The sequence below is a fragment of the Streptomyces virginiae genome, assembly GCF_040638905.1.
GTDB classification, from domain to species: Bacteria; Actinomycetota; Actinomycetes; order Streptomycetales; family Streptomycetaceae; genus Streptomyces; species Streptomyces virginiae_B.
On the sequence record NZ_JBEZYV010000025.1, the window covers coordinates 81637 to 107924 of the forward strand.

The window sequence follows — 26288 nt, forward strand, 5'->3', positions numbered from 1 at the left end:
ATCCGTACCGGCTCCACGGGCCCGTCCGGGCCTCGGCCCGCACACACGGCATCCTCAAGAGAAGGCGGCACCCCATGGCTGACTTCGTCGGCGCAGTGGACCAGGGGACCACGAGCACCCGTTTCATGATCTTCGACCATGCCGGCAACGAGGTGGCGCGGCACCAGCTGGAGCACTCCCAGATCCTCCCTCGCTCGGGATGGGTCGAACACGACCCGGTGGAGATCTGGGAACGCACCAACTCGGTGATCCAGAACGCCCTCCGGCACGGCAACCTCGACGCCTCCGACCTGGCGGCCGTCGGCATCACCAACCAGCGCGAGACGACAGTCGTCTGGGACCCCCGCAACGGGCGCCCGTACTACAACGCGATCGTCTGGCAGGACACCCGTACCGACTCCATCGCCGCGGCACTGGAGCGCGGCGGCCAGGGCGACGTCATCCGCCGCAAGGCGGGCCTGCCCCCGGCCACCTACTTCTCCGCCGGCAAGATCCAGTGGATCCTGGAGAACGTCGACGGGGTGCGCGAGGCGGCCGAGCAGGGGCACGCCCTTTTCGGCAACACCGACTGCTGGGTGCTGTGGAACCTCACCGGAGGCCCCGACGGAGGCGTCCACGCCACCGACGTCACCAACGCCAGCCGCACCATGCTCATGGACCTGGAAACCCTCGACTGGGACGACGAGCTCCTCGGCTTCTTCAACATCCCCCGGGCGATGCTGCCCACCATCAACCCGTCCTCCCACCCGGAGGCGTACGGACGGACGCGCACCTCCCGGCCTTTGCGGGAGGCCATTCCCATCACGGGCGTCCTCGGCGACCAGCAGGCGGCCACCGTCGGCCAGGTCTGCTTCGCTCCCGGCGAGGCGAAGAACACCTACGGCACCGGCAACTTCCTGGTCCTCAACACCGGGACCGAACTGGTCCGCTCGCAGCACGGCCTGCTGACCACCGTGGCGTACCAGTTCGGCGACAGCCCCGCGATCTACGCCCTCGAGGGCTCGATCGCGGTCACCGGATCCGCCGTGCAGTGGCTGCGCGACCAGCTGAAGATCATCACCGACGCCGGCGAGAGCGAGCGCCTGGCCAGGACGGTCGAGGACAGCGGAGGCATCTACTTCGTGCCCGCCTTCTCCGGCCTGTTCGCCCCGTACTGGCGCTCCGACGCCCGCGGCGCGATCGTCGGACTCGCCCGCTACCACGACAACGGCCACCTGGCTCGGGCCACCCTGGAGGCCATCTGCTACCAGAGCCGCGACGTCGTCGAAGCCATGGAGCAGGACTCGGGCGTGCACCTCGACGTGCTCAAGGTCGACGGCGGCGTCACCGCCAACGACCTGTGCATGCAGACGCAGTCCGACGTCCTGGGCGTACCGGTCAGCCGTCCGGTCGTCGCCGAGACCACGGCGCTCGGCGCCGCCTACGCGGCCGGCCTCGCCACCGGCTTCTGGCGGGACACGGACGAACTGCGCACCCACTGGCAGGAGTCCAAGCGCTGGAGCCCCCAGTGGTCCGAGGAGCGGCGCACCGAAGGGTACGAGGGCTGGAAGCGGGCGGTGGAGCGCACGCTCGACTGGGCCAAGGTCGAATAGCCCGTTCCCGTGTCGTCCCGCGCCGCGCCCCTCCCCGCTCCCCGGGGGCGGGGCGCGGCCGTGCGTGACCTGGTGACCCGGCCGGCCAAGCTCCTCGTACCGGACGAGCCGACGAAGCACATCGCCCTCGACCTGGTCGAGGACCTGGAGGCGGCCCTCGCCGCGTATCCGGGGGGAGCGGTGGTCGCGGTCCCGCACGACCGCGGCTTCCGCCACCGGTTCCCGGGGGGAGCGCCTGGAGCTGCGAGCCGGCCACATGCCCTGACCTCCCTCCCGGGCCCCGGGGAGGGAGGTCACAGACCTGGACCCTTATGGACTTCTTGCTCCGTATGTCACCCTGACCGTCTACCGGGTCACCCACCTGCCGCTCGACCCGGGCGACCGACCCCCACGGATGCGCCCATGTCCCTGCCGTACCCGTCCCGAGCCTTCCCCGTCGTGCTGGCCGGAGCCGTGACCGCCCTGTTGGCGGCCTGCGGGCCCTCGGCCGCCGCCGGCCCCGCGGCCCCGCCGCAGCCGGCGGCGGCGGCCACCACCGCTTCCGCTTCGGCCGCTGCCACTGCTACCGCGGCCACCACCGCTTCCGCCGCCGTCTCGTCCGCGCCCGTCTCGTCCGCGCCCGTCTGGTCCGCCCCCGTCGACGACCGCACCCAGGAGTCGACGCTGTCGATACCCTCCGCGGGCATATCCGGGCTGCGCGTGGTCCCGTACGAGGGCACCACCGACGACGTACCCGGCACCCGGATCCAGGACCGCGGGCTCGCAGCCAGCCCGTACGGGAAGGGGGGCGGGGTCGGCCCCGGCCAGGTCGGGAACTTCCTGGTCACCGCGCACCGTCTGTCGGCCGGCGGTCCGCTGCGGAACCTGCCCGCCGTCGGCACGGGCGACACGGTCCGCGTCACAGTGGGCGGGGTGGAGTACACCTACGAGATCGTCGCGACCCGCAAGACCTCCTTCCGCTCGGCGCGCTCCCTGCAGGAACAGCGCGCGGCGGTGCCCGGCTCGCCCGGCGCCACCCCCACCCAGGCCATGATCACGATCTCGACCTGCGCCACCCCGGAGGACCACGCCGAGGGCAACTTCTGGAGCGACGCCCAGGGAAACCCCGAACACCGCATCGACAAGATCGGCGTCCTGCGCGGGACCAAGACCCCCTGAGCCGCTGCCGCGAGCCCGATGAGCTGTGGTGGTGGCACGCAGGAACCGACGAGGCGGGTGGCTGGGCGCAGGTGGTCACCACCGGCCGGTCCTTCGGAAGCGGTTCCCTGTCGTGGCTGATCGAGGCCGGCGGGGGCACGGATCTCACCTCCGGGCCGTAGCCACGATCTACGGCCCGGAGCGCTACACGGCGGCGCGGCGGATGCGGGCCAGGACGAGGACCGTGTCGTCGGTGGCCTCGTCGGGCAGCAGGTTCCCGATGATGCGGTCCGCGGCCTCCTCCAGCGGGCCCGTCACGGTACGGAGCTGTTCCCGCAGTGCGTCCAGGCCGGCTCCGATGTCCTGGCCGCGTGCCTCGATGAGGCCGTCGGTGTAGAGGGCGAGCACCGCGCCCTCGGGCAGGTCGATCGCCGACGACCGGAAGGGGACGCCGCCCACGCCCAGCGGGATCCCCAGGCCCTCGCCGATGGTCTGGACGGTCCCGTCCGGGTGGCGCAGCAGGGGCGGCGGATGGCCGGCGTTCGCGATGCGGGCTCGCCCGGTGTGCGGGTCGTAGACGAGGTAGAGACAGGTGGCGAGCTGGATGCCGGCCTCCTGGGCGCACTTGTCGAGTTCGGCGAGCAGCGCCTCGGGGGTGCGGGTGTGGGCGGCGAGGGCCTTGGCCGTGATGCGCAGCCGACCCATCGACGCGGCGGCCGGTACGCCGTGCCCCATGACGTCCCCGACGACCAGGGCGACCCGGTCGCCGGGCAGGTTGATCACGTCGTACCAGTCCCCGCCGACCTCGGTGATCCGGCTCCCCGGGAGGTAGCGGTGGGCGATGCTGACGTGGGCGCCCGATGCCACGGCGCTGGGCAGGAGGGCGCGCTGGAGGGTCAGCGCGATGTCGTGGACCCGCCCGTACAGGCGTGCGTTGTCCAGGCACAGCGCGGCGCGGGAGGCCAGTTCGCCCGCGAGGGTGACGTCCTGTTCGATGAAGGGTGTGCGGGTGGCGGACCGGCCGAACATCGCGATGCCCAGCACCGTGCCCCGTGCGATGAGCGGGGCGATGACGATGCCGCCCAGCCCGCTGTCGAGCAGCAGGCGGGCACGGTCCGCGTGGGCGGCGGTGCGGGTGGCGAAGTCCTCGTCGACGACGACGTGGAGCGGGCGGCCGCTGCTCAGCATCTCGTGGATGCCGGAGCCGGGCGGGTACGTGACCCGCTCCAGGCCGCCCACCAGCTCGGGCGCGGGCGGCGGCAGGACGGTGCCGGTGGCGATCCGGCGCGCGGTCAGGGGCAGCTCGGGGTCGAACCGCTCGTCCTCGTACATCCACTCGACCATTTCCACTACGGCGGCGTCGCAGAAGCCGGGCATGACGGCGTCGACCAGCTCGCGGGCGGTGACCTCCAGGTCCAGGGTCGTGCCGACCTGGGCCGACGCGCGGTCCAGGAGGTCCAGCCGCTGTCGGGCGGCCGTCGCTTCGAGCAGGGCCTGCTCGCGGTCGGTGACGTCGACGAGCAGCCCGCCCACCCCGGCCCGGGTGTCTCCAGCCCCGCTCAGCGGGAAGAAGCTCACGGAGCGGACCTGGTCGCGGTCGGGCCGGCCCGCGGTGCGCAGCCCCACCAGTGCGCCGACGAGGGGACGCCCCTGGTCGGCCACGGCCCGGAGCATCCGCTCGTACTCGCCCCCGTCGGACGTGATCATGATGTCGGACATGCGCCGCCCCAGGTGCTCCAGCACCGGGAGACCGTCCATGTCGGCCAGCACCTGGTTGAGGTGGACGTAGCGCAGCTCCTCGTCGAGCATGACGAGGCCGATCGGGCAGGTCTCGAAGAGCGCGTCGAGGAAGGCGAGGTTCGTCTTGACCCGGTTGAGCTCGTCGCCCCTGCTGGCCAGGCCCATGATCACGGAGTCGCCCGCGGTCCCGGTCACCGGGAACACGCGGAATCCGCAGTCGAAGACCCCGGTGTCGCGGTGCCGGGCGGGCATCCGCACCCGCCAGTAGCCGAGGCTCAGCCCGCGTTCCACCAGCTGGGCGGCCCCGCCGGGGGTTCCGGGGGCGGGGTCGGGGAAGAGCATCGAGGCGGGCCGGGACAGGACCTCTTCGGGAGCGTAGCCGAAGAGGTTGCGCGCACCCGGGCCCCAATAGCGGACCCGCTCCTCTTCGTCCAGCCCGAACACGGCCACGGGCACGTGTTCCAGCAGGGACCCCGGCTCGGACCGGATCGGACCGAGGGCGTCGTCGTCCGCACCCCGGGGCCGGTCCGCTGGCATCAGAGGTCCCCCTTCGTCGAGGTCTCCCCTCATTGTGCCCGTCATCGGGGAGGGGGACCTCACGGCTGTCTCGCCGCGGGTGTCCCGCCCGTGTGTCGTACCGACCGGTAATTCCAGCCAATTCTTCCCATGCACCTGACAGGCTCCTGACACTTCGAGGTGGCTGTGGGACGCTCCCGGCACGCACTCCGCACCCCCTGAGAGGCCCAGCGCCTCGCCCACCCCCACCTGTACGTGGCATGGAGGAGCGACCCATGAGGCACACCACGCCCATCTCTCGCACCACCCGACTCGCACGCGCCGCCGGGATCGCGACACTCGTCGTCGCGGCGGGTCTGGCCGGCACCGGCACCGCCCTCGCACAAGGCTCCGCCGCCCCGGCCGCCGACCAGAAGGTCGACGGCGTGATGGTGGTCGCCGGCAACAGCTGTAGCTGGACGAACGGGAGCACCAGCGCCGCAGCCCCGAACGCCCTCACCGTCGACCGCACGACGATCAACACGCCCGGAGGCAATCTCGCCTGCGGCGGCGGCATCGCCGCCTCCCTCAACAACAACCCGGCCTTCACGTTCGACGACACGGCCGGCACGGCCCGGACCGATCTGATCGACATCACCGGCAGGCAGAGCTTCATCTCCTGCCGCTACAAGGCGACGAACATCGTGTGGGACCGCGACGGTACGAGCCGCAAGTACGTCAACCGGGCCTTCACCGCCACCAAGGCATCGGGCAGCTTCCTGTGCCCGGGCTCCGTGACCACACCGGCCGGGGACGCGTCCATGCTGTTCCGCTGATCCGTGCCGTTCCGCTGAGCCACCGCCCCACGCCCGGCCGCCTCCCGGTCCCGCACCGGGAGGCGGCAGGCGGCCTCGTCTCCGAGCCCGCGTGTACGGCGCCACCGTGGGGGAGTCGTCCGACGTCGTCGTCAGGGCCGAGCCGGCCCTCCGCTCAAGGTGCGCCCGGCCGCGTACGACTACGACAGCGCGGACGGGAAGCGGAAGGACATCGCGAAGCTGGAGGGGTGTCCCGTCGGCCGGGCCGGGTCAGAGGGTGTCGAGGAGCATCAGGACCTCGTCCCGGGTGTCGTCGGGAGCGAGGCGCAGTGCTCCGGGCCAGCGGCCGACCTCACGCCAGCCGAGCCCGGCGTAGAAGTCCTCCAGGTCCTCTCCTCCACGGGCCGCGAGGTGGAGTTGTTCGAGCCCCAGTTCGTCGCGGGCGATCTTCCGCAGTTCCCGCATGAGGGCGGACGCGACTCCGCGGCGACGGAACCCGGGACGGGTCTGGAGGTGGTGGACCGTACCCCAGTGCCCGACGAGCCGGTCGGGAGCACGCCGGAGGACGACCCAACCGGCGAGGACGCCGTCGAACCCGGCGGTGACGAGCCGGCTCCGCTGCGGGTGCAGACGGCGCAGGAGTTCGTCCGCGACCGGCACCACGTGGCCGCGGTCGACCGGAGGGAAGGGGAATCCGGCGGCGCCCCCCGAGTTGGTGACCTCGATCCAACAGTCGATCAGCTGGTGGCGCAGTGCCGGAGCGACCTCTTGGACGTCGGTGATCTGGGCGAGTTGGGGCAGGCTCTCATCCGTCATGAGGAGGAGCATGCCAGGCGGCACGGACAAGGGGACGGGCTCCGACACTGACGCAACTTCAGGGAGCCCTCCGGTCGTTGGGTGTGGAGTGTCACGACCCGAGACCGGATGCCCGTGGTCGAGAGGGTGCGCCGCCTCGTCCTCGATCCGCCGGTCTTCCGGCACCAGTACCGGGCCGGACGGTTGCTGCCCGCGTGCCCGGCAGCCTCACGCTCGAAGCGGTGCTGGAGCCCGCCGAAGCGGCCCGCTGCTTCACCGGCGTACGGGACCTCATGTCCGGGCAGTCCTGGCAGTCCTGGCAGGATGCGAGCCGCTCGGGGGCGGACGGCTACTGACCGCCCGCCGCGGCCCCGACCGTACCCCTCCACCGGCTGGCCGGCGCTCCGCGCCCGGCCCCTGACGAGGATGCGCGCCGACGCGCCGGCGAATGCGCCGTGGGCGCAGCTCAGGGGTGAGGCCGACGTGAGGCCGACGTGCACGGTGCCGTCCTGGAGGAGGCTGCACCGGCTGATTCCGGCGATGACGAGCCCCGGGCCCGCGCGGACGGCCCGGGCGAGGGCGGCGACCCGGTCGGCCCGGGAGGTGAGGTGGGACAGCGGTGCGACGTCGAAGGAGTCGGCCGCGGCGGCAGTCCGGTACCACCGGGCCGGCGCGGTCCTGGGCGAAACGCCGGTCGTCCTGTCCCCGGAAGGCTCGGTCCACCGCTTCGTCCCGGCACTGCAACACGCGGCGGCGGGCTTGCGCCGGTTAGCACCCCGGGGCGTCGGCCACCGCGGGATCGGGGGTGGGCTGTTCCGGTGGTCCGTCGGGCGGGTTCGGGGACGCTGCGCGAGGTGTGCGGCGGCCTTCACAGGTACGGGGAGATCCTGGGATCCCGTGCGGCGCGGCCGCCGCCTCCACCGTCATTCGAGCCCGGCCCGCCGGGAAGCTACGGAGACCGATGTCCCCGACCGTCGCCCCCGAAGCCACCGCCGCGGCCCTCGTGCGCCGCCCCCAGCTGTGGCTGGTGCCCACGATCCTCACGGGGCTGCTGGCCCTGCTGCTGTCCCTGCTCTACATGGGCGGCATCGTCAATCCCGGCGCGGAGCTGCGGGACCTCCCCATCGCCCTGGTCAACGAGGACACGGGCAAGCCGCCACCGGGGCAGCGGCAGAACCTGGGCGCGCAGATCGCCGCCTCCATCGCCGCCGACCCGGCGGGCGGCAAGGCGGACTGGCGCGAGCTGAGCCTCGCGCAGGCGCGGGACCAGCTGGACTCCGGCAAGGTCTACGGCGCGCTGGTGGTCCCCGCCGGATTCACCGACGCCGTCACGGCGCTGCCCACGGCCGCGGCCACCCGCCTGCCGACGCTGACCGTGCTCACCAACCCCGGCAAGGGCAGCCTCGGATCCTCGCTGGCCGGTCAGATCACGACGCAGGCCGCCCACCGCGCCTCCCTCTCTGTCGGCGAACAGCTCACGGCGGCCGCCGGCGCCTCCGCCGCTCCCGCCACGAAGTTGCTGCTCGCCGATCCGGTGGACGTGGTCACACAGGTCGGGCACCCGATCGGCACCCGCAGCGGGCTGGGCCTGACGGCCTTCTACTACACCCTGCTGCTGGTGCTGGCCGGATTCATGGGCGGCAACGTCATCAGCAACGGCGTGGACACCGCCCTCGGCTACGCCGACAACGAGATCGGCCCCTGGCACACGCGCCGCCCGACGGTGCCCATCGACCGGACGCAGACGCTGCTCCTGAAGATGCTGATGACGGCCGGCATCACGCTCGTCAGCACCACGCTGGTGATGGTGGCGTGCGTCGGCATCCTGGGGATGGACGCCTCCCACCTGCCGCTGCTGTGGGTGTACTCGTACTGTGCGGCCCTCGCCGTCGGTCTGGGCGTGCAGGCCATCAACGCCGCGTTCGGCGGCATCGGGCAGCTCGTGTCGATGTTCGTGTTCATCGTGCTGGGGCTGCCCTCGTCGGGCGCGACCGTCCCGCTGCAGGCCGTCCCCGACTTCTACCGCTTCCTCTCACACTTCGAACCGATGCGTCAGCTCAGCGACGGCGTACGGGCGATCCTCTACTTCGACGCGCGCGGCGACGCCGGCCTCACCCGCTCCTGGATCATGATCGCGCTCGGTACGGTGCTGGCGCTCCTCTTCGGTTTCGCGATGACCCTCTACTACGACCGCAAGGGCCTCAAGCGGCTCACCCCACAGCCGCCCCGGCCCCAGCCGGTCCAGGACTGACCGGCTTGCCGAGCCGGGGGCGGGCGAACGGCCCATGCTTGCCGCCGACCTCGCCGTCGGCCTCGCCCGTGCTGACTGCGGTGACCCGGTGACCTGGTGCCGGGTCGATCGTTTCCGGGGTGAGAGCGGCGCCCGCTGGTTCTCCGGCTTCGCGCAGGAAAGAGGGTTCGGGTGGACACCATCACGGCCAAGCGGCACATCTTCTCCATGCTGGACGTCGACGGCGACGGGGTCATCTCCCGCCAGGAGTACCTTGCCCGGCCCGAACGCGCGGCAGCGGCCCTGGGCCGGGCCGACGACGATCCGCTCGTGTCCTTGGCACGCACCGCGCACGAGAGGGTGTTCTCTTCGATGGACGCGAACCTCGACGGCCGGGTGACCTTCACCGAGTACGAGGCGTGGGCGGGCGGGGAGGCCTTCGACGAGGTGTGCAGGCCGGCCCTGGGATCACTGTTCGACCTGGCCGACGGCGACGGCGACGGCCACCTGGACCGGGCGGAGTTCACCCGGTTGCGCCAAGCCCTGGGCAACCCCGCGGCCAATGCCCGTTCGGCCTTCGACGCGCTGGACGAGGACGGTGACGGCCGTATCGATCGGGACGCCTACCTGGCACAGATCCGTTCCTTCGTTACTGACGGAGTCTCTCCCATGGCGCGGGCTCTCCACGCGGAGGCCGGTCGCTGACACGTCCGACGGTGGTAGTGGCGGCGGCGACACGCTCCCGCCTCCGAGCACGTTCTACCGGGCCACGGTCGATTCCCCCGACAGGTTCAGCGATGCGAAGTTCACCGCGGGGTGCAGAAGCTGAAGGAGGACGGGGCCACCTACACCTACACCGACACCATGAACTGGCGCGGTCCCTCCTACCTCACGGTCGACTAGCGCGCCGCCGCGAGCACATCCTGGCTCAAGTGGAGGATCCAGCGTCACCGAGGTACGCCTCTGCACCGCCCTGAGCTGCGACGGGAAGTGACGGGGCCTGCCTACCGGCGCCGATGGCGAGGTCCTTGAGGAAGAACTCGACTGGGGCGACCAGGGTGCCGGCAGCGTCGGCCACGGCGTAGGTACGTCCCTCGACCAGCTCGTGATGCAGGCCCCTGTGCAAGTCCCGCTCAACGACCCAACCGAGGTGCAGTTGGCGGACCAGCGCCGGCCGTACGGGTCGGTGGCTTGGCGTGCGCACCGTTGTCGCCCCGGCCGCCGACCCGGAGAGCGTCTGTGCAGCCGTCGCGGTGGTTCAGGTCCCGCACGGTGAACTCGAACTGCCGATGGCGCAGCCGGTCGAGCTGCTCGATCGCGTAGCGCAGGCCCTGGGAGCGCACCCGCCCACTGCGCTGACTCCCTCCGCCGCCACACACAAGCGCCACCACACCCACGGATGCACGGCCGGCCACCGCAGCACCAGTCCGAGCCTCTCCAGGTCCGCGTTCTGACGTCTGCGGGAACGCCGGCTCCGGCTCGAACACCGTACGGGTGGACGCCGGTTCAGGGGGTGCTCACCGGGCTGGGGAAGATGATCGGATACGAGACCGTCGGCGTCGGAACCACGACCGGTGTGTCCCAACCGGGCCACTTGATGGGGTACACCGTCGACTGCGGCCCCGGTCGCTGTTCCACCGGGGCAGCGCCGCCCATCGGTTTGCTGCCAAGGACGAACATCGCCAGCACGAACATGACGAGCAGACCGACCTGCTTGCTGGAACCGGCGGGGTTCCGCCAGTGCGCCCGCACGATCGACCCGTTCCGTAAGTGCTCCCGGACAGACGGCATCCCGGTCTCCTTCCAGTCAGGCTGCGCTCCCCGCACAGCGGGTCCATGAAAGCACCTGGGCCTGACACCACGTCACTGCACGTTTGCCTCAAGTGACTGTTTCTGTGGCGGGATGCTCAGCCAGGGGCCCCGAAGGTGGTGATCGGAGACTTGTCGTAGGTGCCGTTCACGTACGTTATGCCCTGGGATGCGACGCGCCGCGCGGTGCGGGTGACTGGATGAACGGTGGGACATGCGGGGAAGACGCGCGGTGGCGGCACTTGCCGAATTCATGCCTGTGGCCCACGGGACGGCACCCCAGCCCGCGGCTACCGCGCGCGGCAGGAACGCGACACCGCTCGCCCCCCAGTTGCAGAACCGGCAGTGGGCCGGCGCCCGCCCGGCCCTGCCCGAGGCCCTCCGCGCGTTCTGACCGCACGGCAGGATTCCGACGGCGCCGGCGTTGTCGGCCCCCGGTGTTAACGTCGCCACCATGGCGAACCGTTCATACCTCTACTCCGCGGACTCGATGCCGAACGAGGCAGAGCTCCCCAAGCGGATCCGATGCATATCCGAGCACAACTGGGACATCCCGCTCGCGCACAAGCTCATGGTGGGGCGCGGAACGACGATCGTCCCATCCATGATCTGGAACCCTCCGATCGGCATCGCCGCGGACTACGCCGACGGGACGGCACTGCTCCGCGACCTCCTGCGCGCGGTCGGCAAGGGTTTGGAGGACGACGCCGAGTTCGCCCAATGCGTGGCCAGGACCACGGCCCACCTTGAGAAGCAGCAGGCGAAGCACTTCCTCCTCGAGACCGGGGAGATCATCTCGATGTCGGGCGACGATCCGGCAGCGAGCGTGCGGCGTCTCGCGTCCCATGACATCCCCGACGCCGTTGCCAAGGCAGAGGCGGCGATCGCCGGCCAGAACGACGACTGGCTGGCCTCGGTCCGTGCCGACTGGCAGAGGCACTTCGCGTCCTTCTACAGCGAGGCGCTCTACTTCTCCTTCCCCGCCTGACGGCCCGCGGCGCGGTGCCGGGCCCGGCCTGGTGCGAACGGCAGACCCAAGGGCACTCCCGCTCCGGGCGCGGGACGTCGGCGTAGCCCCGGGCCCGCACCCCGGGCCCGCACCCCGGGCCCGCACGCGACCCTCGGCATCGACGTGGAGGCACCCGCCCGGACGCGGGCCCGAAGGGCTTCAAAGCCATCCTGCGGCGCTGGGTCGTTGAAAGGGCCTTCGGCCGGCCCATGAACCAGCGCCGCCTCGCCCGCGATTGCGGAACCCACCCGCACCACTCCGAAGCGATCATCCGCCTCGCGGTGATCGACGTGATGAGCGCAGGCTCACCCGAGAGTCGACTCCGAAATGCGCCGATCCGTCAGCCGGTAGCCGTCGTCACGCACCGGCGTGCGGAGTGAGCCGGGTTGTGGGCCCCCGCGACGAGAGAGGCACGGACCGGGGCGGTCAGCGCGTCGACGAGCCGGGCGAACTCCGTGCGCTGCCGGTAGGTCAGGCAGGCGTAGAGCGGCATCTGCATCTTGTCGGTGATCCGCTCGGCGCGCTGCAACCACGGGATTTGGGCCGCGTCGACGGGCTGGGGATCGCGCCAGCCGTAGCGGGCCGCCTGCTCGGCACCGAGGTTGATGACCATGGCCGCCCGGGCGCTCAGCCCGCACCTGCGCACCGCCGTCAGGTGGCAGGCGCCACGGTGTTCCCGTAGTACGTGGACGCGCTGCATGGCCGCGCCGACCGGGTCGTCGGCGGGGTACGGCTGCGCGCGCCAGCCGGCGAACAGGGGCAGCGCGTCGGGGTCGGCGGCATCGATCAGCCGCTGCGCCAGATGGTTGAAGTGCTCCACGTCGATGTCGGGGGAGATGTGCGCGCGCCCCCACGCTCGGACGGCCTGCGCGTAACAGGCGGCAGCGTCTTCCGCCGACATCACGGGCCGTCCCGCCAGCCAGCCCGTCGCCACGAGCTCCGGGCCCAGGAAGCCCTGTACCGCTTGGACCACCGGCACCGGTGCCTCGCCGAGCACTCCGAACCGCCCGCGACAGTAGAAGCCGCGACCCGGGGCGAACCCGGCACGCACACCGATCTCGGCGGTCGCCCCGTCGGACATGAACTCGTCACCGAAATCGTGGATGGGTCGCGCCACGGCGGCCATGCACTGAGAGATTTCCATGGCCTGAAGATCCGGCACCCCGACTCTGCAGGTCAAGGGGAGGTTTCCTGAGGTGACCCTTTAGCTAGGCTATCGAGTCATGCTCGATGTCCGCCGCTTGTACATGCTCAAGACGGTCGCCGCCCGGGGCTCCATCACCGCGGCCGCCCACTCCCTGGCGCTCACCGCCGGCGCCGTGTCCCAGCAACTGGCCGCCCTGAGAAGCGAGGTGGGAGTCGACCTGCTGCGCCCCGACGGGCGAACCGTCGCGCTGACGGAGGCGGGCCGTGTCCTCCTCGAACACGCCGACCGGATCCTCTCCGCCATGCAGGAGGCCGAAAGCGCCATGGCGGCGGTCAAAGGCACTGTCGGCGCCACCGCCGCGCTCGCCGCGCTGCCGTCCACCGTCACCAGGATCGTGGCCCCCGCACTCACCGCACTCGGTTCATGCCACCCCCAGCTCACCGTGACCTGCTCCATCACCGACCAGGCGCAACTACGCGAACTCGCACTCGGCGCCGTCGACGTGGTGCTGGGACAGCGCTATCCCCACATGCCCGACGCGACGCCCGGTGGCATCGACGTCTCACCCCTGCTCGACGATCCACTGCTCGTCGTCACCGCGGCCGACCGGGGCGACGACCGTCCCGTCGCCCTGCGGGAACTGGCCACGCACCATCTCGCCGTACCGCCGCCGACCACGGACTGCGGAGAGGCCGTCCTGCATGGCTGCCGACGCGCCGGCTTCACCCCCGCACCCCGCTACATCACCGCCGACATCGCCGCCCAGATCACCCTCGCCCGAGCTGGCCTCGCCACCGCGCTCGTCCCCCGCACGGCCCTCGACCCGAGCGCCCCCGGAATCCGTGCGGTCCCCATCGCGGACCACCCGGTCCGACGCCTGCTGTTCGCCGCGACCCGGCGCACCGAGAACGCGAACCCGACGACCACCGCCGTCATTTCGGCACTGCGCACAGCCGCCCGGGAGGGGCACACCGCGTGACCCTAGAGTGGCCTCATGGATCTTCAGGGCGAACTGCTCGCGCACCCCCACTCCGTGTACGACCGGCTGCGCAACACCGCGCCCGTGTGCCGCATCACGGGCACCGACGGAACCCCGGCATGGCTGGTCACGCGGTACGGCGACGTACGCGCCGCCCTCGCCGATCCCAGACTGTCCCTGGACAAGTCCCACGCCACCGAAGGCGGTTACCGGGGCATGTCCCTGCCGCCGGCCCTGGACGCCAACCTGCTCAACATGGATCCCCCGGACCACACCCGCATCCGCAGGCTCGTGAGCCGCGCCTTCACCCCGCGTCGCACCGAGCAGTTGCGCGCACCCATCCGCGCGACGGCGGACCGCCTCCTCGACGCCCTCGGGCCGTCCGGCACCGCCGACCTGGTGTCCGCCTACGCCGCCCCGCTGCCGATCATCGTCATCTGCGACCTGCTGGGCATTCCGGAGGACCGCCGCCTCGACTTCCGCACGTGGACCGACGCGCTCGTCACCCCGGACCCCGGCCGGCCCCGTGCCGCGAAGGAGGCGGTGGTGGCGATGCTGGGCTTCTTCACCGAGCTCATGGCGCACAAGCGCAGCCACCCCGCCGACGACCTGCTGTCCGACCTGATCGCCGTCCGGGACGGCACCGAAGGCGAAGGCGGGAGCGAAGGCGGGAGCGAGGGCGGCGACGACCGCCTGAGCGAGGACGAGTTGATGTCGCTCGCCTTCCTCATCCTCTTCGCCGGCTACGAGAACACCGTCCAGCTCATCGGCAACGCGATCCACACGCTCCTGGAGCACCCGGAAGAACAGGCGCGCCTGCGCAAGGACCCGTCCGGGCTCCCGGCCGCCGTCGAGGAACTCGCACGCTACGAGGGCCCCGCGCCCCTCGCCATCCGCCGCTTCCCGACCGAGGACATCACCATCGCCGGGGTCACCGTCCCGGCGGGGGAGACGGTCCTGCTCTCGCTCTCCGCGGCCAACCGCGACCCGGCCCGCTTCCCCCGGCCCGACCACCTCGACCTGGACCGCGACACCTCGGGCCACCTCGCACTCGGCCACGGCATCCACTACTGCCTCGGCGCACCCCTGGCCCGCGCCGAGACCGAGATCGCCCTGGCCGCACTCCTGGAGCGCTATCCCACCCTCGAAGCCGCGAGTTCCGTGCCCCGTTGGAGGCCTTCCCTGCGCGCCCGCGGTCTGACGGAACTCCCGGTCCGCTACGACACGGCCCGTCTCCCGCACTGAACCCCGCCGGCCGGCCGGACATCCCTGGACCGCCGTGACCGTCACGGCGGTCGGCACCGCCGCCTACGCGGTGGCCGGCCCCAGACGGTGACCGTGCCGCCGGCGGCCCGGGCGTTGTCAGTGGCTCCCGGTACGTTGTCAGGGCCTGTTCGGTGAGGGGCGGGCACCGACGCACCACGGGGGTACACGCGATGGGTCCGACCACTGCATGGAGGGCTGCCGGGGACCACGAGCTGACGCTCGATGCCCGGAGCGGCCCGAAGCCCGTGCTCCGCTGCCGTACGGCGGCCGGGCGCGGGCTGAAGAAGGTGCCGCCCGCGCTCAAGGACGATCCACGTGACCTCCGACCCGGTGAAGACGCCGCTGCTGCCCGCGGACCCGGCCGCCCTCGACCCGCTGCCCGGCCGCCTGCACCGCACGGCGACCGAGGCGGGGCACGAGAAGGTGGCGCGCGGACTGACGTACCTCTTCGGCCGGGCCGCCTGCCCCGACTGTGAGGGAGTCCTCGAAGTGTCGGAACAGGTCCAGGACCAGGACACGTACTAGCACGTACGAGAGGGCCCCGAGGGGCACGAGCGGAGGGGTGTTCCATGACGAGACCGCACGCGGTGGTGGCCGGAGCCGGAATCGGCGGCCTCACGGCCGCCATCGCACTGCACCGCCGCGGCTGGCGCGTCACCGTCTGCGAACGCGCCCCCGAACCGCCCACCACCGGCGCCGGTATCGGACTCGCCCCCAACGCTCTGCGCGCACTCGACGCCATCGGTGTCGACGCGGCCCGGGCCGCGGGCAGCGCCGTGCCCGCGACCATGGGCGTACGCCGCTCCGACGGCCGGTGGCTCACCCGCGTTGAGACCTCGTACATGGCGGCCCGCTACGGCATGCCCCCGATCGCCGTACCGCGTCCGGCCTTCACCGCCGCCCTGGCCGCCGCCCTGCCACCGCAGGCCCTCCGCTACGGCACCACCGTGACCGGCGTGGACGACGCCGCCGGCCGCCCCACCGTCCGTACGGCCGAAGGCCCGGACCTGCGCGCCGATCTGGTCGTTGCCGCGGACGGGATCCACAGCCCCCTGCGCCGCGCCCACTTTCCCGCACACCCCGGTCTCCACTACATCGGCGAGACGGCCTGGCGGACCCTCGTCCACGCCCCGGACCTGCTGATACCGTCCATGAGCGAGACGTGGGGCAGGGGCGAACGCTTCGGCGTGACACCGCTCGCCGACGGCCGGTTCTACCTCTACGCCACCGCGCTCGCCCCGGCCGGCACCCGGTCCGCCGACCCTCGCGCCGAACTGCGCCACCGCTTCGGCTCGTGGCACGACCCGATCCCGGCCCTGCTGGACCGCGTCGGGCGCTTCGACCCCGCCGATGTCCTCCAGAACGACCTGTACGACTTGGCGGCCCCGCTTCCCCGCCTCCACCACGGGCGTATCGCCTGGATCGGCGACGCCGCCCACGCCATGGCCCCCAACCTCGGGCAGGGGGGCTGTCAGGCCATCGAGGACGCGGTGGTCCTCGCGCACCTGCTCCCGGCCGGAGACACCGCAGGCACCGGACACGACGGCGAGGCCGTCCCGGCCGCCCTCGCCGCGTACACCGCGGCCCGCCGCGCCCGCACCGACGCCGTCCGGCGCCGCGCCCGCCGCGTCGGCCGCCTGGGAGCCCTCCGCAATCCCCTCGCGGCGGCTGCCCGCGACCTGGCGGTCCGCGCCACGCCGAACCACCTGGCCCTGCGCGGCATGGACGACCTCTTCAACGGCTTCCGCCTGCCCGACCGTACGAACGGCTCGCGACGGGAAAGGCGGGTCACGCCCGGGTGACCGAACCCCCACGCTCGGCCGGGACGTCGAGTACGGCGCCGAACAGGTCGAAGGGCCGGCCGTCCGGGGCCGGGGCGTGGGACAGGTGCTCGCGCGTGACGGCGGAGGTGTGCCAGAGCAGCGTCCCGGGCCCGGTGTGGCGAAGCCGCCGCGCAGGCAGTCGTCGAGGGCGTCCAGGATGGCACCACGAGCCGGATGCGCGGCTGACGCGCGCGAGCGGCAGGGCGGATGGTCGAGAAGGCCGAGATGGTCGAGCGCGTGTGCGAATCGGGTGCGCCGTAGTGGTGAGCGCCGTCCCCCGACGCGTGGCGTGCACGCGTGTCCCGTGGAGGGGGACGATGAGATGGGCTGGGAGCGTAGGCCGCAGCCGGCGGCGGCGGCCGGAAGGAGAGCCCGCAGATGGCAGCGATCGAGCCCTCGCACGGCGATCCGGAAGGGGCGTGGCCCGCCGCGTCCGGGCCGGGCGGCCTGCTCGACGTGCTGCGCGTGGCCGCCATCCTCCTCGACGCCGACGGCCGGATCGACCTGTGGAGCCCGCAGGCGGAGGAACTGTTCGGTTACACCGCCGAGGAGGCCCTCGGGGAGTACGCGGGCCGCCTGCTGCTGCACGAGGAGCACCTCCCGGTCGTGCTGGACATGTTCACCGAGGTCATGGAGGCGGGGGTCAGCTGGGTCGGTGTCTTCCCCGTCCGGCACAAGGACGGCAGCACGCGCATGGTCGAGTTCCGCAACATGCGGCTGCTGGACTCCCAGCAGGAGTACTACGCTCTGGGCCTCGCCGCGGACCAGGCGACGGTACGGCAGGTCGAGCGGGACCTCGCACTGTCGGCCCGGCTCGTGGCCCAGTCCCCGGTCGGCCTGGGCGTGCTCGACACGGACCTGCGCTACGTCTCGGTCAACCCGGCGGAGGAACGCCTCAACGGGGTGCCCGCCGCCGAGCACATCGGCCGGCACGTCCACGAGGTGCTGCCCGCCGTGGACGCGTCCTTCGAGGCGGCGATGCGTGAGGTGCTGGCCACCGGCGTGCCCATCGTGGACCAGTACACCGTCGGCCGTACCCCGGCCGATCCGGACCACGACCATGCCTGGTCGATCTCGTTCTACCGGCTCGAGGCCCCCAACGGGACCGTGCTGGGCGTGGCCACCGCCAGCGTCGACGTCACCGAGCGGCACCGGGCGGTCGAAGAGCAACGCCACACCGCCCTGACCCTCCAGCGCAACCTGCTGCCGCACACACCGCCGCGCCGGCCGGGGCTGGAGGTCGCCACCCGCTACCGGCCCGCCCAGGCCACCATGGAGATCGGCGGCGACTGGTTCGACGTGATCCCGCTGAGCGGAGACAAGACCGCCCTCGTCGTGGGCGACGTCATGGGCAGCGGAGTCGGGGCTGCGGCGAGCATGGGCCAGCTGCGCACCGCCACCCGGACCCTGGCCGACCTCGACCTCGACCCCGCGCAGGTCCTGCACCACCTCGACCACGTCACCGAGGGCCTCGAAACCATCGCGACCTGCGTCTACGTCGTCTACGACCCGCGCGCGGCGCGGTGGCACCTCTCCCTTGCCGGGCACCTGCCGCCCGTCCTCCTCCGACACGACGGCACCCGCGAACTCCTCGACCTGCCCACCGGCGCGCCCCTGGGCGGCGTCGGCGTCGCCTTCACCACCGTCAGCCTCCCCGTCGGGGCGGGCGACCAGCTCGTCCTCTACACCGACGGCCTGGTCGAGACCCGCGACGATCCCATCGACGAGCGTCTCGACGTCCTCCTCCACGCCCTCGACGACCCCGGCCGCCCCCTGGACGAGACCTGCGACCTACTGCTGGACACCATGCGCCACCCGGGCGTCCACGACGACGTGGCCCTCCTGATCGCCCGCGCCACCCCCTCTCCCACTCCCGACCAGCCCGCCTGAGCCCGGCCCCGGCCCCTGTGCCCCCTCCGCACCGGTGGTGGTGGCCAGGCGGAGGGCTGCCACCAGTTCGCGGTAGAGCGCGTCCGTCTCCAGCAGCTCCTCGTGGGTGCCGCGGGCGCGGATCCGGCCCGCCTCCATGACCACGATCAGGTCGGCGTCGACCACCGTCGAGAGGCGGTGTGCGACCGTCACCACCGCGCCCGTCGCCGCGCGGCTGCGGATGCAGTCCTGCACCGCCGCCTCCGTCAAGCCGTCCAGCTGTGCGGTCGCCTCGTCCAGCAGCAGGACCTCGGGGGTGCGCAGCAGGGCGCGCGCGAGTGCGATGCGCTGGCGCTCGCCACCCGACACGTGCGCCGACGACAGCGGGCTGTCCAGCCCTTCGTCGAGCGCCTCGACCTTCTCCGTCAGGCGTACGTCGCACAGCACCCGGCGGAGTTCCTCCTCGGTGGCATCCGGCCGGGCGAGCAGCAGGTTGTCGCGGAGGGTGCCGGGTACGACGGGGGTGTCCTGTTCGACGTACGCAAGCCGCGCCCGTAGCTCGGAGTGGCTGTAGTCGCGGTACGGCCGTCCGTTCAGGAACAGTTCGCCGTCCACCGGCTCCAGGAACCGCAGTACGAGCGAGAACAGGGTGGTCTTGCCGGCGCCCGACGGCCCGACGATCGCGGTGTGTCCGCGCCGGGGGACGGCCAGCCGTACGTCGGTGACCGCGTGCGCGGCGTCGGGACCGTACGCGGCGCTGACGCCGCGCAGTTCGAGTACGGGCACCTGCGTGCCGGTGTCGCAGTCCGCCGGGCGGCCGGTCGGAGCTCCACGGCCCGGCGCGCCCGTGGTGTCCTCGCCCTCGCCCTCGCCCTCGCCCTCGCCCTCGGCCGTCAAGTCCGAGGTCTGCCGGATGCGTTCGGCGGCGGCCATCCCGGCCTGGAGGGAGGTCAGGTTCTGGCTGAGCGTGGTGACCGGCTCCATCAGCGTGAACGCGTACAGCAGGAAGGCGATCAGGCTGGAGACCTCCAGCTTCCCCTCCCCGACCCGCCAGGCCCCGACGCCCAGGATCGCGATGATGGCCAGTTGGATGCCGGACCCGGCGACCGTCCAGGCCAGCGCCTCCTGTCGGACGGCCCGGATGCCGTATTCCGCCGCGGACCGCGCGTCGGCCATGATCCGCTCGGCGGCCCGCTCCTCGGCACGGCTCACCTTCACGGTGCGGATCGCGCGCAGCGTGCCCTCCAGGAGGCCGCCCAGCCGGCCGATGTGCTCCTGGGAGCGCTGCTGCGCCTCGCCGATGCCCGGCATGAGGAGCGCGAAGAGCGCGGCGGTCACGGCCACGGCGGCCATGGTCGTGCCGAGCAGCACCAGGTCGAGCACACCCATCAGGACCAGGCTTCCCACCAGCATGACGGCGCCGTTGACCAGCCCGACGAACGACTGGGCGGCGGCCTCGCGGAGCAGGACGGTGTCCGAGGTCACGCGGGTGACGAGCTCGCCGGTCGGGCGGCGGGTCAGGGCGGGCACGGTGGCCCGCAGGAACCGCCGCACCATCGACTCGCGCGCCTCCAGCACGACGCGCTCGCCCACCGCGCCGAGCATGCACCACTGCCGGTACGACACGGCGGCGCCGACGACGAGGAGTACGAACAGCGCGGTCACGGGCCCGGTGAGGGAGGCGGAGTCGTTCAGGGCGTCCAGCACCCACTTGGTGATCATGGGAGTGGCAAGGCCGAGGGCGGAGCCTGCCAGGGCGAGGAGCAGTCCGACGGCCAGCGTGCCGCGGTGCGGGCGGGCGAACGACCAGAGGGTGCGCAGGCGGGGCGCGTCGAATGCGGCACGGGTCGGGGGTGTCGAGTCGGCTGCCATGCCAAAAATGGAACATGCATGTTCCAATGCGGTCAAGTGAGTTTCATGCGGGCGGCGCGCTACCGTACGCCCATGGAGCAAGACCGCATCGCGACGGCGGCCACCGAGACGGCCACCCGCGCCCGTACGCGGCGCGCGATCCTCGACGCCGCCGTCACCGTCCTGTCGGCCAACCACGCGGCATCGCTCGCGGACGTCGCCGAGGCCGCCGGTGTCGGACGTACGACCGTCCACCGCTACTTCGCCGAACGCTCCGACCTGGTGGCGGCGATCGGGGCGGACGTACGGGAGCGGCTGCAGGAGGCGACCGTACGCGCACGGGTGGACGAGGGCCCGGCCCCGAAGGCGCTGGAGCGGCTCTGCCTGGAGTACTTCGAGCTCGGGGACCGGCTGATGCTGCTCTTCGACGTGCCGCAGTTCCTGAGCTGGGCGGGCTTCGAGGAGGAGACCGACTCCGACCGGGTCCTGGTCCGCCTCATCGAACGCGGCCAGGCAGAGGGCACGGTCGACGCCGAGGCGGACGCCGAGTGGCTGCAGAACGTGCTGTGGTCCCTGCTGTACGCGGCCTGGATGCAGGCCCGGGACTACGGCACGCCGCGCCACACCGCGATCTCCTCGTGCCTCCACACCTTGCGCAAGGCCACGGCGGCCTCCTGATCAAGTGATCACCGGGGCCGTGTCCGGCCCGTGATGGCGGTCCCGTCCGACCGGGTCGCCGCGCTTGTCCGCCGTTGCGGGCCGCACTACGGTGCCCGCGTGGACCTCTTCAACCGTTGCTGGACGGCGTTGCGTACGGCGGTGCCGAGGGCGTCAGCGAACTCGCCGATCCGCAGGCCCGCGTGGGCACCCGCGACGAGGTCCTCACCGCGGGCGACCACCTCGGCGCCTACGTCCTGGAGTGGACGCTCCACCACCTCGACCTGATCGCCACCTCCCGGACGCGCGGACCCGGCCGCCCGAGGAGGGACTGGCCCGCTCCCGCGCCCTGCTGGAGCGGATCGCCGGGGCGGCGTTCCCCGCGTCGTTCACCGACCGGGACCCACTCCTGATCGGCACCGGCCGCTGCGCGCCCACCGACGCGCCAGCGGGCCGAACTGCGCGACGCCGCGGTGAGGTTCCCGCTCGCCCTGGGCTGACCCGACCACGCCCGGAGGAGGCGCGGGACCCGTCGGCGCGCACCGCACGGGCGGCCTGCGTCCGCCGTTGTGAGACCGCTACGGGGCGGTGCGCACGGGGAAGGTGAAGCGGTAACCCTGCGAGGTCAGCCAGGGCAGGTACTCCTTGAGGGCCGCGACGGTCTCGCTGCGGTCGCCGCCCCCGTCGTGGAAGAGGACGGTCGGCTGCTGGGGAAGCTTCTCCTCGACGGCCGAGATGATCGCCGGCAGACCGGGGCGGCTCCAGTCCTTGGGGTCCACGCTCCAGCCCAGCGGCCGCATCCCGCTCGCCGCCGCTATCGCCCGGCTGTCGGGGGTGAAGGCGCCGCCCGGTGCGCGGTAGTAGCCGACCGGCACCCCGGGCGCGGCTTTCTCGATCATGGCCTTGCCCTCGAGGATCTGCTGCTTCTGGAAGGCGACGGGCTTGTGGTCCATGGTCACGTCGTGGTCGACGGAGTGGTTGCACAGGCGGTGACCGTCGGCGGCGACCGCGCGCACGAGCTCCGGGTGCTTCTGTGCCTTGGTCCCGATCATGCAGAAGGTGGCCTTGACGTGGTTCTTCCGCAGCACCTGGAGGACTTGGGGCGTCCAGCGGGGGTCCGGCCCGTCGTCGATGGTGATCGCGACGTCCCGGCCCGGGCCCTGCGCCAGCCGGGAGATCCCCAGCGGGATGCCCGAGGCGCTCCGGGCGGCTCCCGGGTTTCCGGCCGACGCGGCGGAACCCGAGGGCTTCGTTTCCGCAGCCTTGTCCGCCGAGCCGTCCGTGGCGGCGAGGGCCGGGGTACCGGACACGGCCAGGATGCCCAGGACGGCCGCCGTGGCGGCGGATCCCGTCCGCCGCAGGCGGCGGGCGGAGATGCTGGTGATGCCCATGAAGGCGCTCTTCCTTTGCGCTCGGCCCCCCGATCTCCCATTTCCGATCCAGGCTAGGTCATATGTCCGGGATGCCCCGTCGGTCGATCGGCCGGTCCGGCGGCCCGTACCCCGCCGATACGGGCCCGGCGGCGCATCGTGCCCCGACACGTGTGAGGAGTGTCACCGACCACGGGGGTCCGGCGCCGCCGGCTCATCGCGATGTGCGGGAGTCCGCCGGCCGCCGCGCCGACCGCGGACCGGAACGGGTCCGGTGCGTTGAAGGTGGAACCGAGCACCAGGCGGGCGGCCACGCTGTCCCAGGACAGCTCCGCCGGCACGGAGCTGAGCCGGAACAGCTCGACGGCCCAGCTGACGGCCGGCGCCGTCCCGGCAGCCCGCAGGTGCGTCCACCGCGGCGCGACCAGCACCACGAGGGCCGGCGGCAGGACGGCGCGAGCGCGTCCCCGCCGTACGTGGCCACGGCGCCCGCCGCCACGGCCCGCAGCCCGAGCGCCGCGCCCGACCGTCACCACGGCGGCCGCGGCCGCCACCGGACGGATCCGTACGGCGGCCGGGTCGCGGGGCGGAGCCGCCGCCGCTTCGCCATATGGGAGTCACCGGGAAATTCTCCGACAACCGGCCCGGGCCGTCCCTACGATGGCCCGATGTCGTCGATCAAGAAGTTCCAGGTCACCTTCGACTGCGCACAGCCCGAGCGCGTCGCCCGCTTCTGGTGCGAGGTACTGGGATACGTCGTACCGCCGCCACCGGAGGGGTTCGCCGGCTGGGACGACTTCGACCGAGCCCTGCCGCCCGAGCGCCAGGGCTCGGCGTTCGCGTGCGTCGACCCCACCGGTGTGGGCCCGCGGCTGTTCTTCCAGCGCGTTCCCGAGGGCAAGACCGTCAAGAACCGCCTGCACATCGACGTGCGCGTCGCGACCGGGCTCGTGGGCGAGGAGCGTGTGGCCGCCCTCGAGGCCGAATGCGCACGACTGGTCGCACTCGGCGCGGTACGCGTGCGGCTGCTCACCGCGGACGAGCACAACGAGTCGTGCCTCGTGATGCAGGACGTCGAGGGCAACGAGTTCTGCCTCGACTGAGAAGCGCCCGCCAACCGTGCTGCTGCGGACCGGAGTCGGCAGTGCCACGGCGTGCCGACCAGTGCCACGCTCCTCCACAGCCGGCTCGGCCTGCCGCAGCCCGAGGCCCCTGCCTCGTCATCACAGTGGTCGAACCCCTCGCCCCCGCCGATGCCGCCCGCATCCGGGTCGGCATCCCCGGCTCGGAGGCCCCGGGCGGCGTGATCTACGGCGACATCGTGTACGAACTGACTTGGGACGGGCGGGAGGTGTGGCGCTGGGCCGCCATCGAGCACCTCGACCCCGAAGACTTCCCGCTCAACCCGCACTTCGCCCGGGAGCACTGGCCCATGGCCAACACCGTCAACGAAACCGCCGACGGTTCCATCGTCCTGGGCTTCCGCAGCGCGTCCTCCGCCGTGGCCGTCGACCGCGCCGACGGGTCCGTGCTGTGGCACATCGGCCCCGACGTCCTGGCACAGCAGCACCATCCGCACGAGCTGGCGAGCGGCAACATCCTCGTCTTCGACAACGGCACCTACCGCGACACCACCTCCGTGCCCTACTCGCGGGTGCTGGAGCTGGATCCGCGCACCGGCAAGGAGGTGTGGTCCTACCAGGACAACCCGCCGCAGAACTTATACAGCCCCGTACATGTCCAGCGCCCAACGCCTGCCGGGCGGCAACACCTTCATCGCCGAGGGCTCCTTCGGCCGGCTCTTCGAGGTCACCCCCGACGGGCACGTGGTGTGGGAGTTCGTGGTCCCGCAGTTCCGGTCGTTCGGCGACGGCGTGGGCCTGGAGTCCTCGGCCGGCGCCCAGAACTCCGTCTTCCGCGCACACCGCTACTCCGCCGACCAGATCCCCTGGCTGGGTACGACGGCCTGACACCCGCGCGGGCATCCTCCGCCGACATCACGGACGAGGGCCGTCACACACGGTGCATATCGTGTGCACGGCCGCCGGGCCGGTGCCCCCGCGTGATCGGACTCCGTACACGAACTCGGCGGTATCTTGCCTCTTGCCCGGTCGGGCCGGGCTCGCGGCGCCGGTACAGCGCCTCGCCGCGTGGTCCTCGCTCGACGACGTTCCGCGTCGCCTCCCTCGTCCGCCTTGCAATCCTTCCCCCGGCCCTGCGGCCTGGGGAGGCCGCCCCCATGACGCCGGACCCCGCTCCCTGATCCGGCCTGATCGACAAGACACCTCCCGAGAAGCCCACCTCATGCCCATCCGCCGCCACTTCCTCGCCGGCTCCGCGGCCGCCATCGGCCTCGCCCCGCTCTCCGCCGCACCGGAGGGGATCCCGGTCGTCGCCTTCACGACCGGGCCGGTGCGTACTGCGCCCAGTCCACGATCCGTACGGCCGCACCGGCCGCCTCCCTGCCCCGGCAGTGCGCGTGGTGCCTGCGGGCGATGCCGTCCAGGTCGAGATGCGACCCGAAGGCGGGACGAGCCGCCAGTCGCCGCGCGTACGACCACAGACGGGGGTGGTCGGTGATGCGGTACACCGCCGCCGCGTCCAGGTGCCAGCGGTGCACCGTGTCCAGCTGCACCAGCGTCACCCACAACTCCACGTCCGCGGCGCTGAGCTGATTGCCCAGCAGGTAGTCGGCGGCGGCCAGCTGCCGCTCCAGGGCGCCCAGCCCGCGCAGCAGGGTGGTGAGCGCGACGTCCCGCTCCGCCGCGTCGGCACCGGACCGGCCGGCTCGTTGCGCCGCCGTGTTGATGCCGTGCTCGCAGAGCCGGCCGACCTCCTCGATGCGCGCCTCGGCGCCTCCCGGGTACAGGCACGGTCCGGAGACCCCGAACCGCCGGGTGAGGTCCTGGACGATGTCCGGGGCGTGCGTGCTGACGATCCGTCCGGTCCAGCCGTCGCTGAGGACCGGTGCCAGCGCAGGTCCCGGGTACAGGTGCGAACTGGCCTCGTACAGCGGACGCAACGACGCGTACCCGCCGTCGGACGCGTCCGGGACGGCGGGCAGCGATGTCATCGGGAGGACGTCCTGCAGGCCCAGCAGGCTGTGCGTGACGGCGATCCGCAGACAGCTCGGACAGGACGGTGTCAGGTGGAGGCGGTAGCGGTGCGGAACGGCCGGGAAGCCGCTGCGCGCGTCGCGGCCGATCCTGCTCTGGAAGGACGGCGACGGCACGGCTTTCGGGTACGTGGCGGACATGCGTCTCCCTGGGTTTGCGCGGTGCCGCCTTGGCGCGGGCGACCGTAATTTCCTACCAGTTCACTAGGATTCGCCGATTGGAGTGTCGATTCGCGTCCGGACGCTGTCAAGAGGGCGTGGCGCCGCCCGCGGCCCCGCGGAAGTCGATGTTGCCGGTGGAGCTGTCGGGCTAGGGATGAGCCGCCGTGCCGACGACGTTGGGGAGGCTTTCGGCCTCGCTGGGCAGGCGGGTTCCGGACCTCGTCGGAAAGGAAGCCGCCGAAGACGAAGGAGGAGCCGAACTCCTCGGCCTCCGTGACACGGCCGGTGGTGTCGACGTAGGCGGCGAACTGGGCGGTCGTTCAGCTGTTGAGCAGCAGGCCGCGGCTGCGCAGTACGTGGCGTTCGAGGGGGCTGAAGATGAGCAGGTCGATGGCGATGCCGACGACGAGGATCAGGATGATGGCGA

At 72.3% G+C, this 26288-nt stretch carries 24 protein-coding genes and 4 pseudogenes; 19 read left to right on the forward strand and 9 right to left on the reverse strand.

Features of this window, described 5'->3' with window-relative positions:
- Positions 1–74 precede the first annotated feature (74 nt).
- The 3 genes and pseudogenes from glpK (at position 75) to AB0F82_RS27880 (ending at position 2750) form a co-directional block, all read left to right on the forward strand.
- Positions 75–1592, forward strand: coding sequence for a glycerol kinase GlpK (gene glpK / locus AB0F82_RS27870; RefSeq protein ID WP_362632269.1), 1518 nt, complete (start codon positions 75–77; stop codon positions 1590–1592).
- Between the two features lie 66 nt (positions 1593–1658).
- A pseudogene (locus tag AB0F82_RS27875) lies at positions 1659–1857 on the forward strand (ABC transporter ATP-binding protein); the annotation flags it as partial.
- A gap of 137 nt (positions 1858–1994) precedes the next feature.
- On the forward strand, positions 1995–2750 hold the full coding sequence (locus AB0F82_RS27880; protein ID WP_362632271.1) for a sortase domain-containing protein: 756 nt from the start codon (positions 1995–1997) through the stop codon (positions 2748–2750).
- Positions 2751–2933: 183 nt separating this feature from the next.
- Here AB0F82_RS27880 and AB0F82_RS27885 read toward each other — a convergent pair whose 3' ends face one another.
- Entirely contained in the window at positions 2934–5006 is a 2073-nt protein-coding gene (locus AB0F82_RS27885; RefSeq protein ID WP_362632273.1) for a SpoIIE family protein phosphatase, read from the reverse strand.
- Between the two features lie 254 nt (positions 5007–5260).
- Here AB0F82_RS27885 and AB0F82_RS27890 point away from each other — a divergent pair, with 254 nt between their 5' ends.
- Entirely contained in the window at positions 5261–5800 is a 540-nt protein-coding gene (locus AB0F82_RS27890) for a hypothetical protein (RefSeq protein ID WP_362632274.1), read from the forward strand.
- Positions 5801–6049: 249 nt separating this feature from the next.
- On the opposite strand, the gene AB0F82_RS27895 is transcribed toward AB0F82_RS27890, so the two are convergent.
- Positions 6050–6595, reverse strand: a complete 546-nt coding sequence (locus AB0F82_RS27895) for a GNAT family N-acetyltransferase (RefSeq protein WP_362632275.1) — start codon at positions 6593–6595, stop codon at positions 6050–6052.
- 194 nt (positions 6596–6789) lie between these two features.
- Between AB0F82_RS27895 and AB0F82_RS27900 the strand changes: the two genes are divergently transcribed.
- The 4 genes from AB0F82_RS27900 to AB0F82_RS27915 all read left to right on the forward strand — a co-directional run bounded on the left by AB0F82_RS27900 (position 6790) and on the right by AB0F82_RS27915 (position 10258).
- Entirely contained in the window at positions 6790–6930 is a 141-nt protein-coding gene (locus AB0F82_RS27900; RefSeq protein ID WP_362632276.1) for a hypothetical protein, read from the forward strand.
- Between the two features lie 605 nt (positions 6931–7535).
- Entirely contained in the window at positions 7536–8825 is a 1290-nt protein-coding gene (locus AB0F82_RS27905; RefSeq protein ID WP_362632278.1) for a YhgE/Pip domain-containing protein, read from the forward strand.
- Between the two features lie 171 nt (positions 8826–8996).
- Entirely contained in the window at positions 8997–9509 is a 513-nt protein-coding gene (locus tag AB0F82_RS27910; RefSeq protein WP_362632280.1) for an EF-hand domain-containing protein, read from the forward strand.
- 491 nt (positions 9510–10000) lie between these two features.
- A complete protein-coding gene (locus AB0F82_RS27915) occupies positions 10001–10258 on the forward strand; it encodes a hypothetical protein (RefSeq protein ID WP_362632281.1) in 258 nt (85 codons plus the stop codon).
- A 52-nt stretch (positions 10259–10310) separates the two neighbouring features.
- Here the strand turns inward: AB0F82_RS27915 and AB0F82_RS27920 are convergent, their stop codons facing one another.
- Positions 10311–10595, reverse strand: a complete 285-nt coding sequence (locus tag AB0F82_RS27920) for a hypothetical protein (RefSeq protein ID WP_362632283.1) — start codon at positions 10593–10595, stop codon at positions 10311–10313.
- A 472-nt stretch (positions 10596–11067) separates the two neighbouring features.
- On the opposite strand from AB0F82_RS27920, the gene AB0F82_RS27925 reads away from it, so the two are divergent.
- Positions 11068–11601, forward strand: a complete 534-nt coding sequence (locus tag AB0F82_RS27925; protein WP_362632285.1) for a DUF7822 domain-containing protein — start codon at positions 11068–11070, stop codon at positions 11599–11601.
- A 361-nt stretch (positions 11602–11962) separates the two neighbouring features.
- On the opposite strand, the gene AB0F82_RS27935 is transcribed toward AB0F82_RS27925, so the two are convergent.
- On the reverse strand, positions 11963–12766 hold the full coding sequence (locus tag AB0F82_RS27935) for an SCO6745 family protein (RefSeq protein WP_362632287.1): 804 nt from the start codon (positions 12764–12766) through the stop codon (positions 11963–11965).
- Between the two features lie 79 nt (positions 12767–12845).
- Between AB0F82_RS27935 and AB0F82_RS27940 the strand changes: the two genes are divergently transcribed.
- The 5 genes from AB0F82_RS27940 (at position 12846) to AB0F82_RS27960 (ending at position 18727) form a co-directional block, all read left to right on the forward strand.
- Positions 12846–13748 carry a LysR family transcriptional regulator gene (locus AB0F82_RS27940; RefSeq protein WP_362632289.1) on the forward strand — a complete coding sequence of 301 codons (903 nt, stop codon included), beginning with the start codon at positions 12846–12848 and terminating at the stop codon, positions 13746–13748.
- A 15-nt stretch (positions 13749–13763) separates the two neighbouring features.
- Positions 13764–14993: a cytochrome P450 family protein gene (locus tag AB0F82_RS27945; protein ID WP_362632291.1), complete on the forward strand. Its 1230-nt coding sequence runs from the start codon at positions 13764–13766 to the stop codon at positions 14991–14993.
- A gap of 336 nt (positions 14994–15329) precedes the next feature.
- A complete protein-coding gene (locus AB0F82_RS27950) occupies positions 15330–15539 on the forward strand; it encodes a hypothetical protein (protein ID WP_362632293.1) in 210 nt (69 codons plus the stop codon).
- 44 nt (positions 15540–15583) lie between these two features.
- Complete coding sequence (locus AB0F82_RS27955) at positions 15584–16816, forward strand: FAD-dependent oxidoreductase (protein ID WP_362632295.1); 1233 nt, start codon at positions 15584–15586, stop codon at positions 16814–16816.
- Positions 16817–17215: 399 nt separating this feature from the next.
- Complete coding sequence (locus AB0F82_RS27960) at positions 17216–18727, forward strand: SpoIIE family protein phosphatase (RefSeq protein ID WP_362632297.1); 1512 nt, start codon at positions 17216–17218, stop codon at positions 18725–18727.
- On the opposite strand, the gene AB0F82_RS27965 is transcribed toward AB0F82_RS27960, so the two are convergent.
- A complete protein-coding gene (locus AB0F82_RS27965; RefSeq protein WP_362632299.1) occupies positions 18629–20578 on the reverse strand; it encodes an ABC transporter ATP-binding protein in 1950 nt (649 codons plus the stop codon). The two genes, AB0F82_RS27960 and AB0F82_RS27965, sit on opposite strands and share 99 nt — an antisense overlap.
- Positions 20579–20650: 72 nt before the next feature.
- Between AB0F82_RS27965 and AB0F82_RS27970 the strand changes: the two genes are divergently transcribed.
- Complete coding sequence (locus AB0F82_RS27970; RefSeq protein ID WP_362632301.1) at positions 20651–21235, forward strand: TetR/AcrR family transcriptional regulator; 585 nt, start codon at positions 20651–20653, stop codon at positions 21233–21235.
- A 101-nt stretch (positions 21236–21336) separates the two neighbouring features.
- Positions 21337–21714 (forward strand): annotated as a pseudogene (locus AB0F82_RS27975) (maleylpyruvate isomerase N-terminal domain-containing protein); the annotation flags it as partial.
- Positions 21715–21792: 78 nt separating this feature from the next.
- Here AB0F82_RS27975 and AB0F82_RS27980 read toward each other — a convergent pair.
- Both AB0F82_RS27980 and AB0F82_RS27985 read right to left on the reverse strand, forming a co-directional pair.
- Positions 21793–22605 (reverse strand): polysaccharide deacetylase family protein, encoded by an 813-nt coding sequence (locus AB0F82_RS27980; protein ID WP_362632303.1) that lies wholly within the window; start codon positions 22603–22605, stop codon positions 21793–21795.
- A gap of 53 nt (positions 22606–22658) precedes the next feature.
- Positions 22659–23138, reverse strand: a complete 480-nt coding sequence (locus AB0F82_RS27985) for a DUF2809 domain-containing protein (protein ID WP_362632305.1) — start codon at positions 23136–23138, stop codon at positions 22659–22661.
- A gap of 114 nt (positions 23139–23252) precedes the next feature.
- Between AB0F82_RS27985 and AB0F82_RS27990 the strand changes: the two genes are divergently transcribed.
- The 3 genes and pseudogenes from AB0F82_RS27990 to AB0F82_RS28000 all read left to right on the forward strand — a co-directional run bounded on the left by AB0F82_RS27990 (position 23253) and on the right by AB0F82_RS28000 (position 24554).
- On the forward strand, positions 23253–23687 hold the full coding sequence (locus AB0F82_RS27990) for a VOC family protein (RefSeq protein WP_362632307.1): 435 nt from the start codon (positions 23253–23255) through the stop codon (positions 23685–23687).
- Positions 23570–24259, forward strand: a pseudogene (locus AB0F82_RS27995) (aryl-sulfate sulfotransferase); the annotation flags it as partial. The gene AB0F82_RS27990 and the pseudogene AB0F82_RS27995, both read left to right, overlap by 118 nt.
- A 61-nt stretch (positions 24260–24320) precedes the next feature.
- Positions 24321–24554, forward strand: coding sequence for a hypothetical protein (locus AB0F82_RS28000; RefSeq protein WP_362632315.1), 234 nt, complete (start codon positions 24321–24323; stop codon positions 24552–24554).
- 428 nt (positions 24555–24982) lie between these two features.
- Here AB0F82_RS28000 and AB0F82_RS28005 read toward each other — a convergent pair whose 3' ends face one another.
- Together AB0F82_RS28005 and AB0F82_RS28010 are read right to left on the reverse strand one after the other, a co-directional pair.
- Positions 24983–25840 carry a glutathione S-transferase C-terminal domain-containing protein gene (locus AB0F82_RS28005; RefSeq protein WP_362632309.1) on the reverse strand — a complete coding sequence of 286 codons (858 nt, stop codon included), beginning with the start codon at positions 25838–25840 and terminating at the stop codon, positions 24983–24985.
- Positions 25841–26181: 341 nt separating this feature from the next.
- Positions 26182–26288: pseudogene (locus tag AB0F82_RS28010) on the reverse strand (ABC transporter permease); the annotation flags it as partial.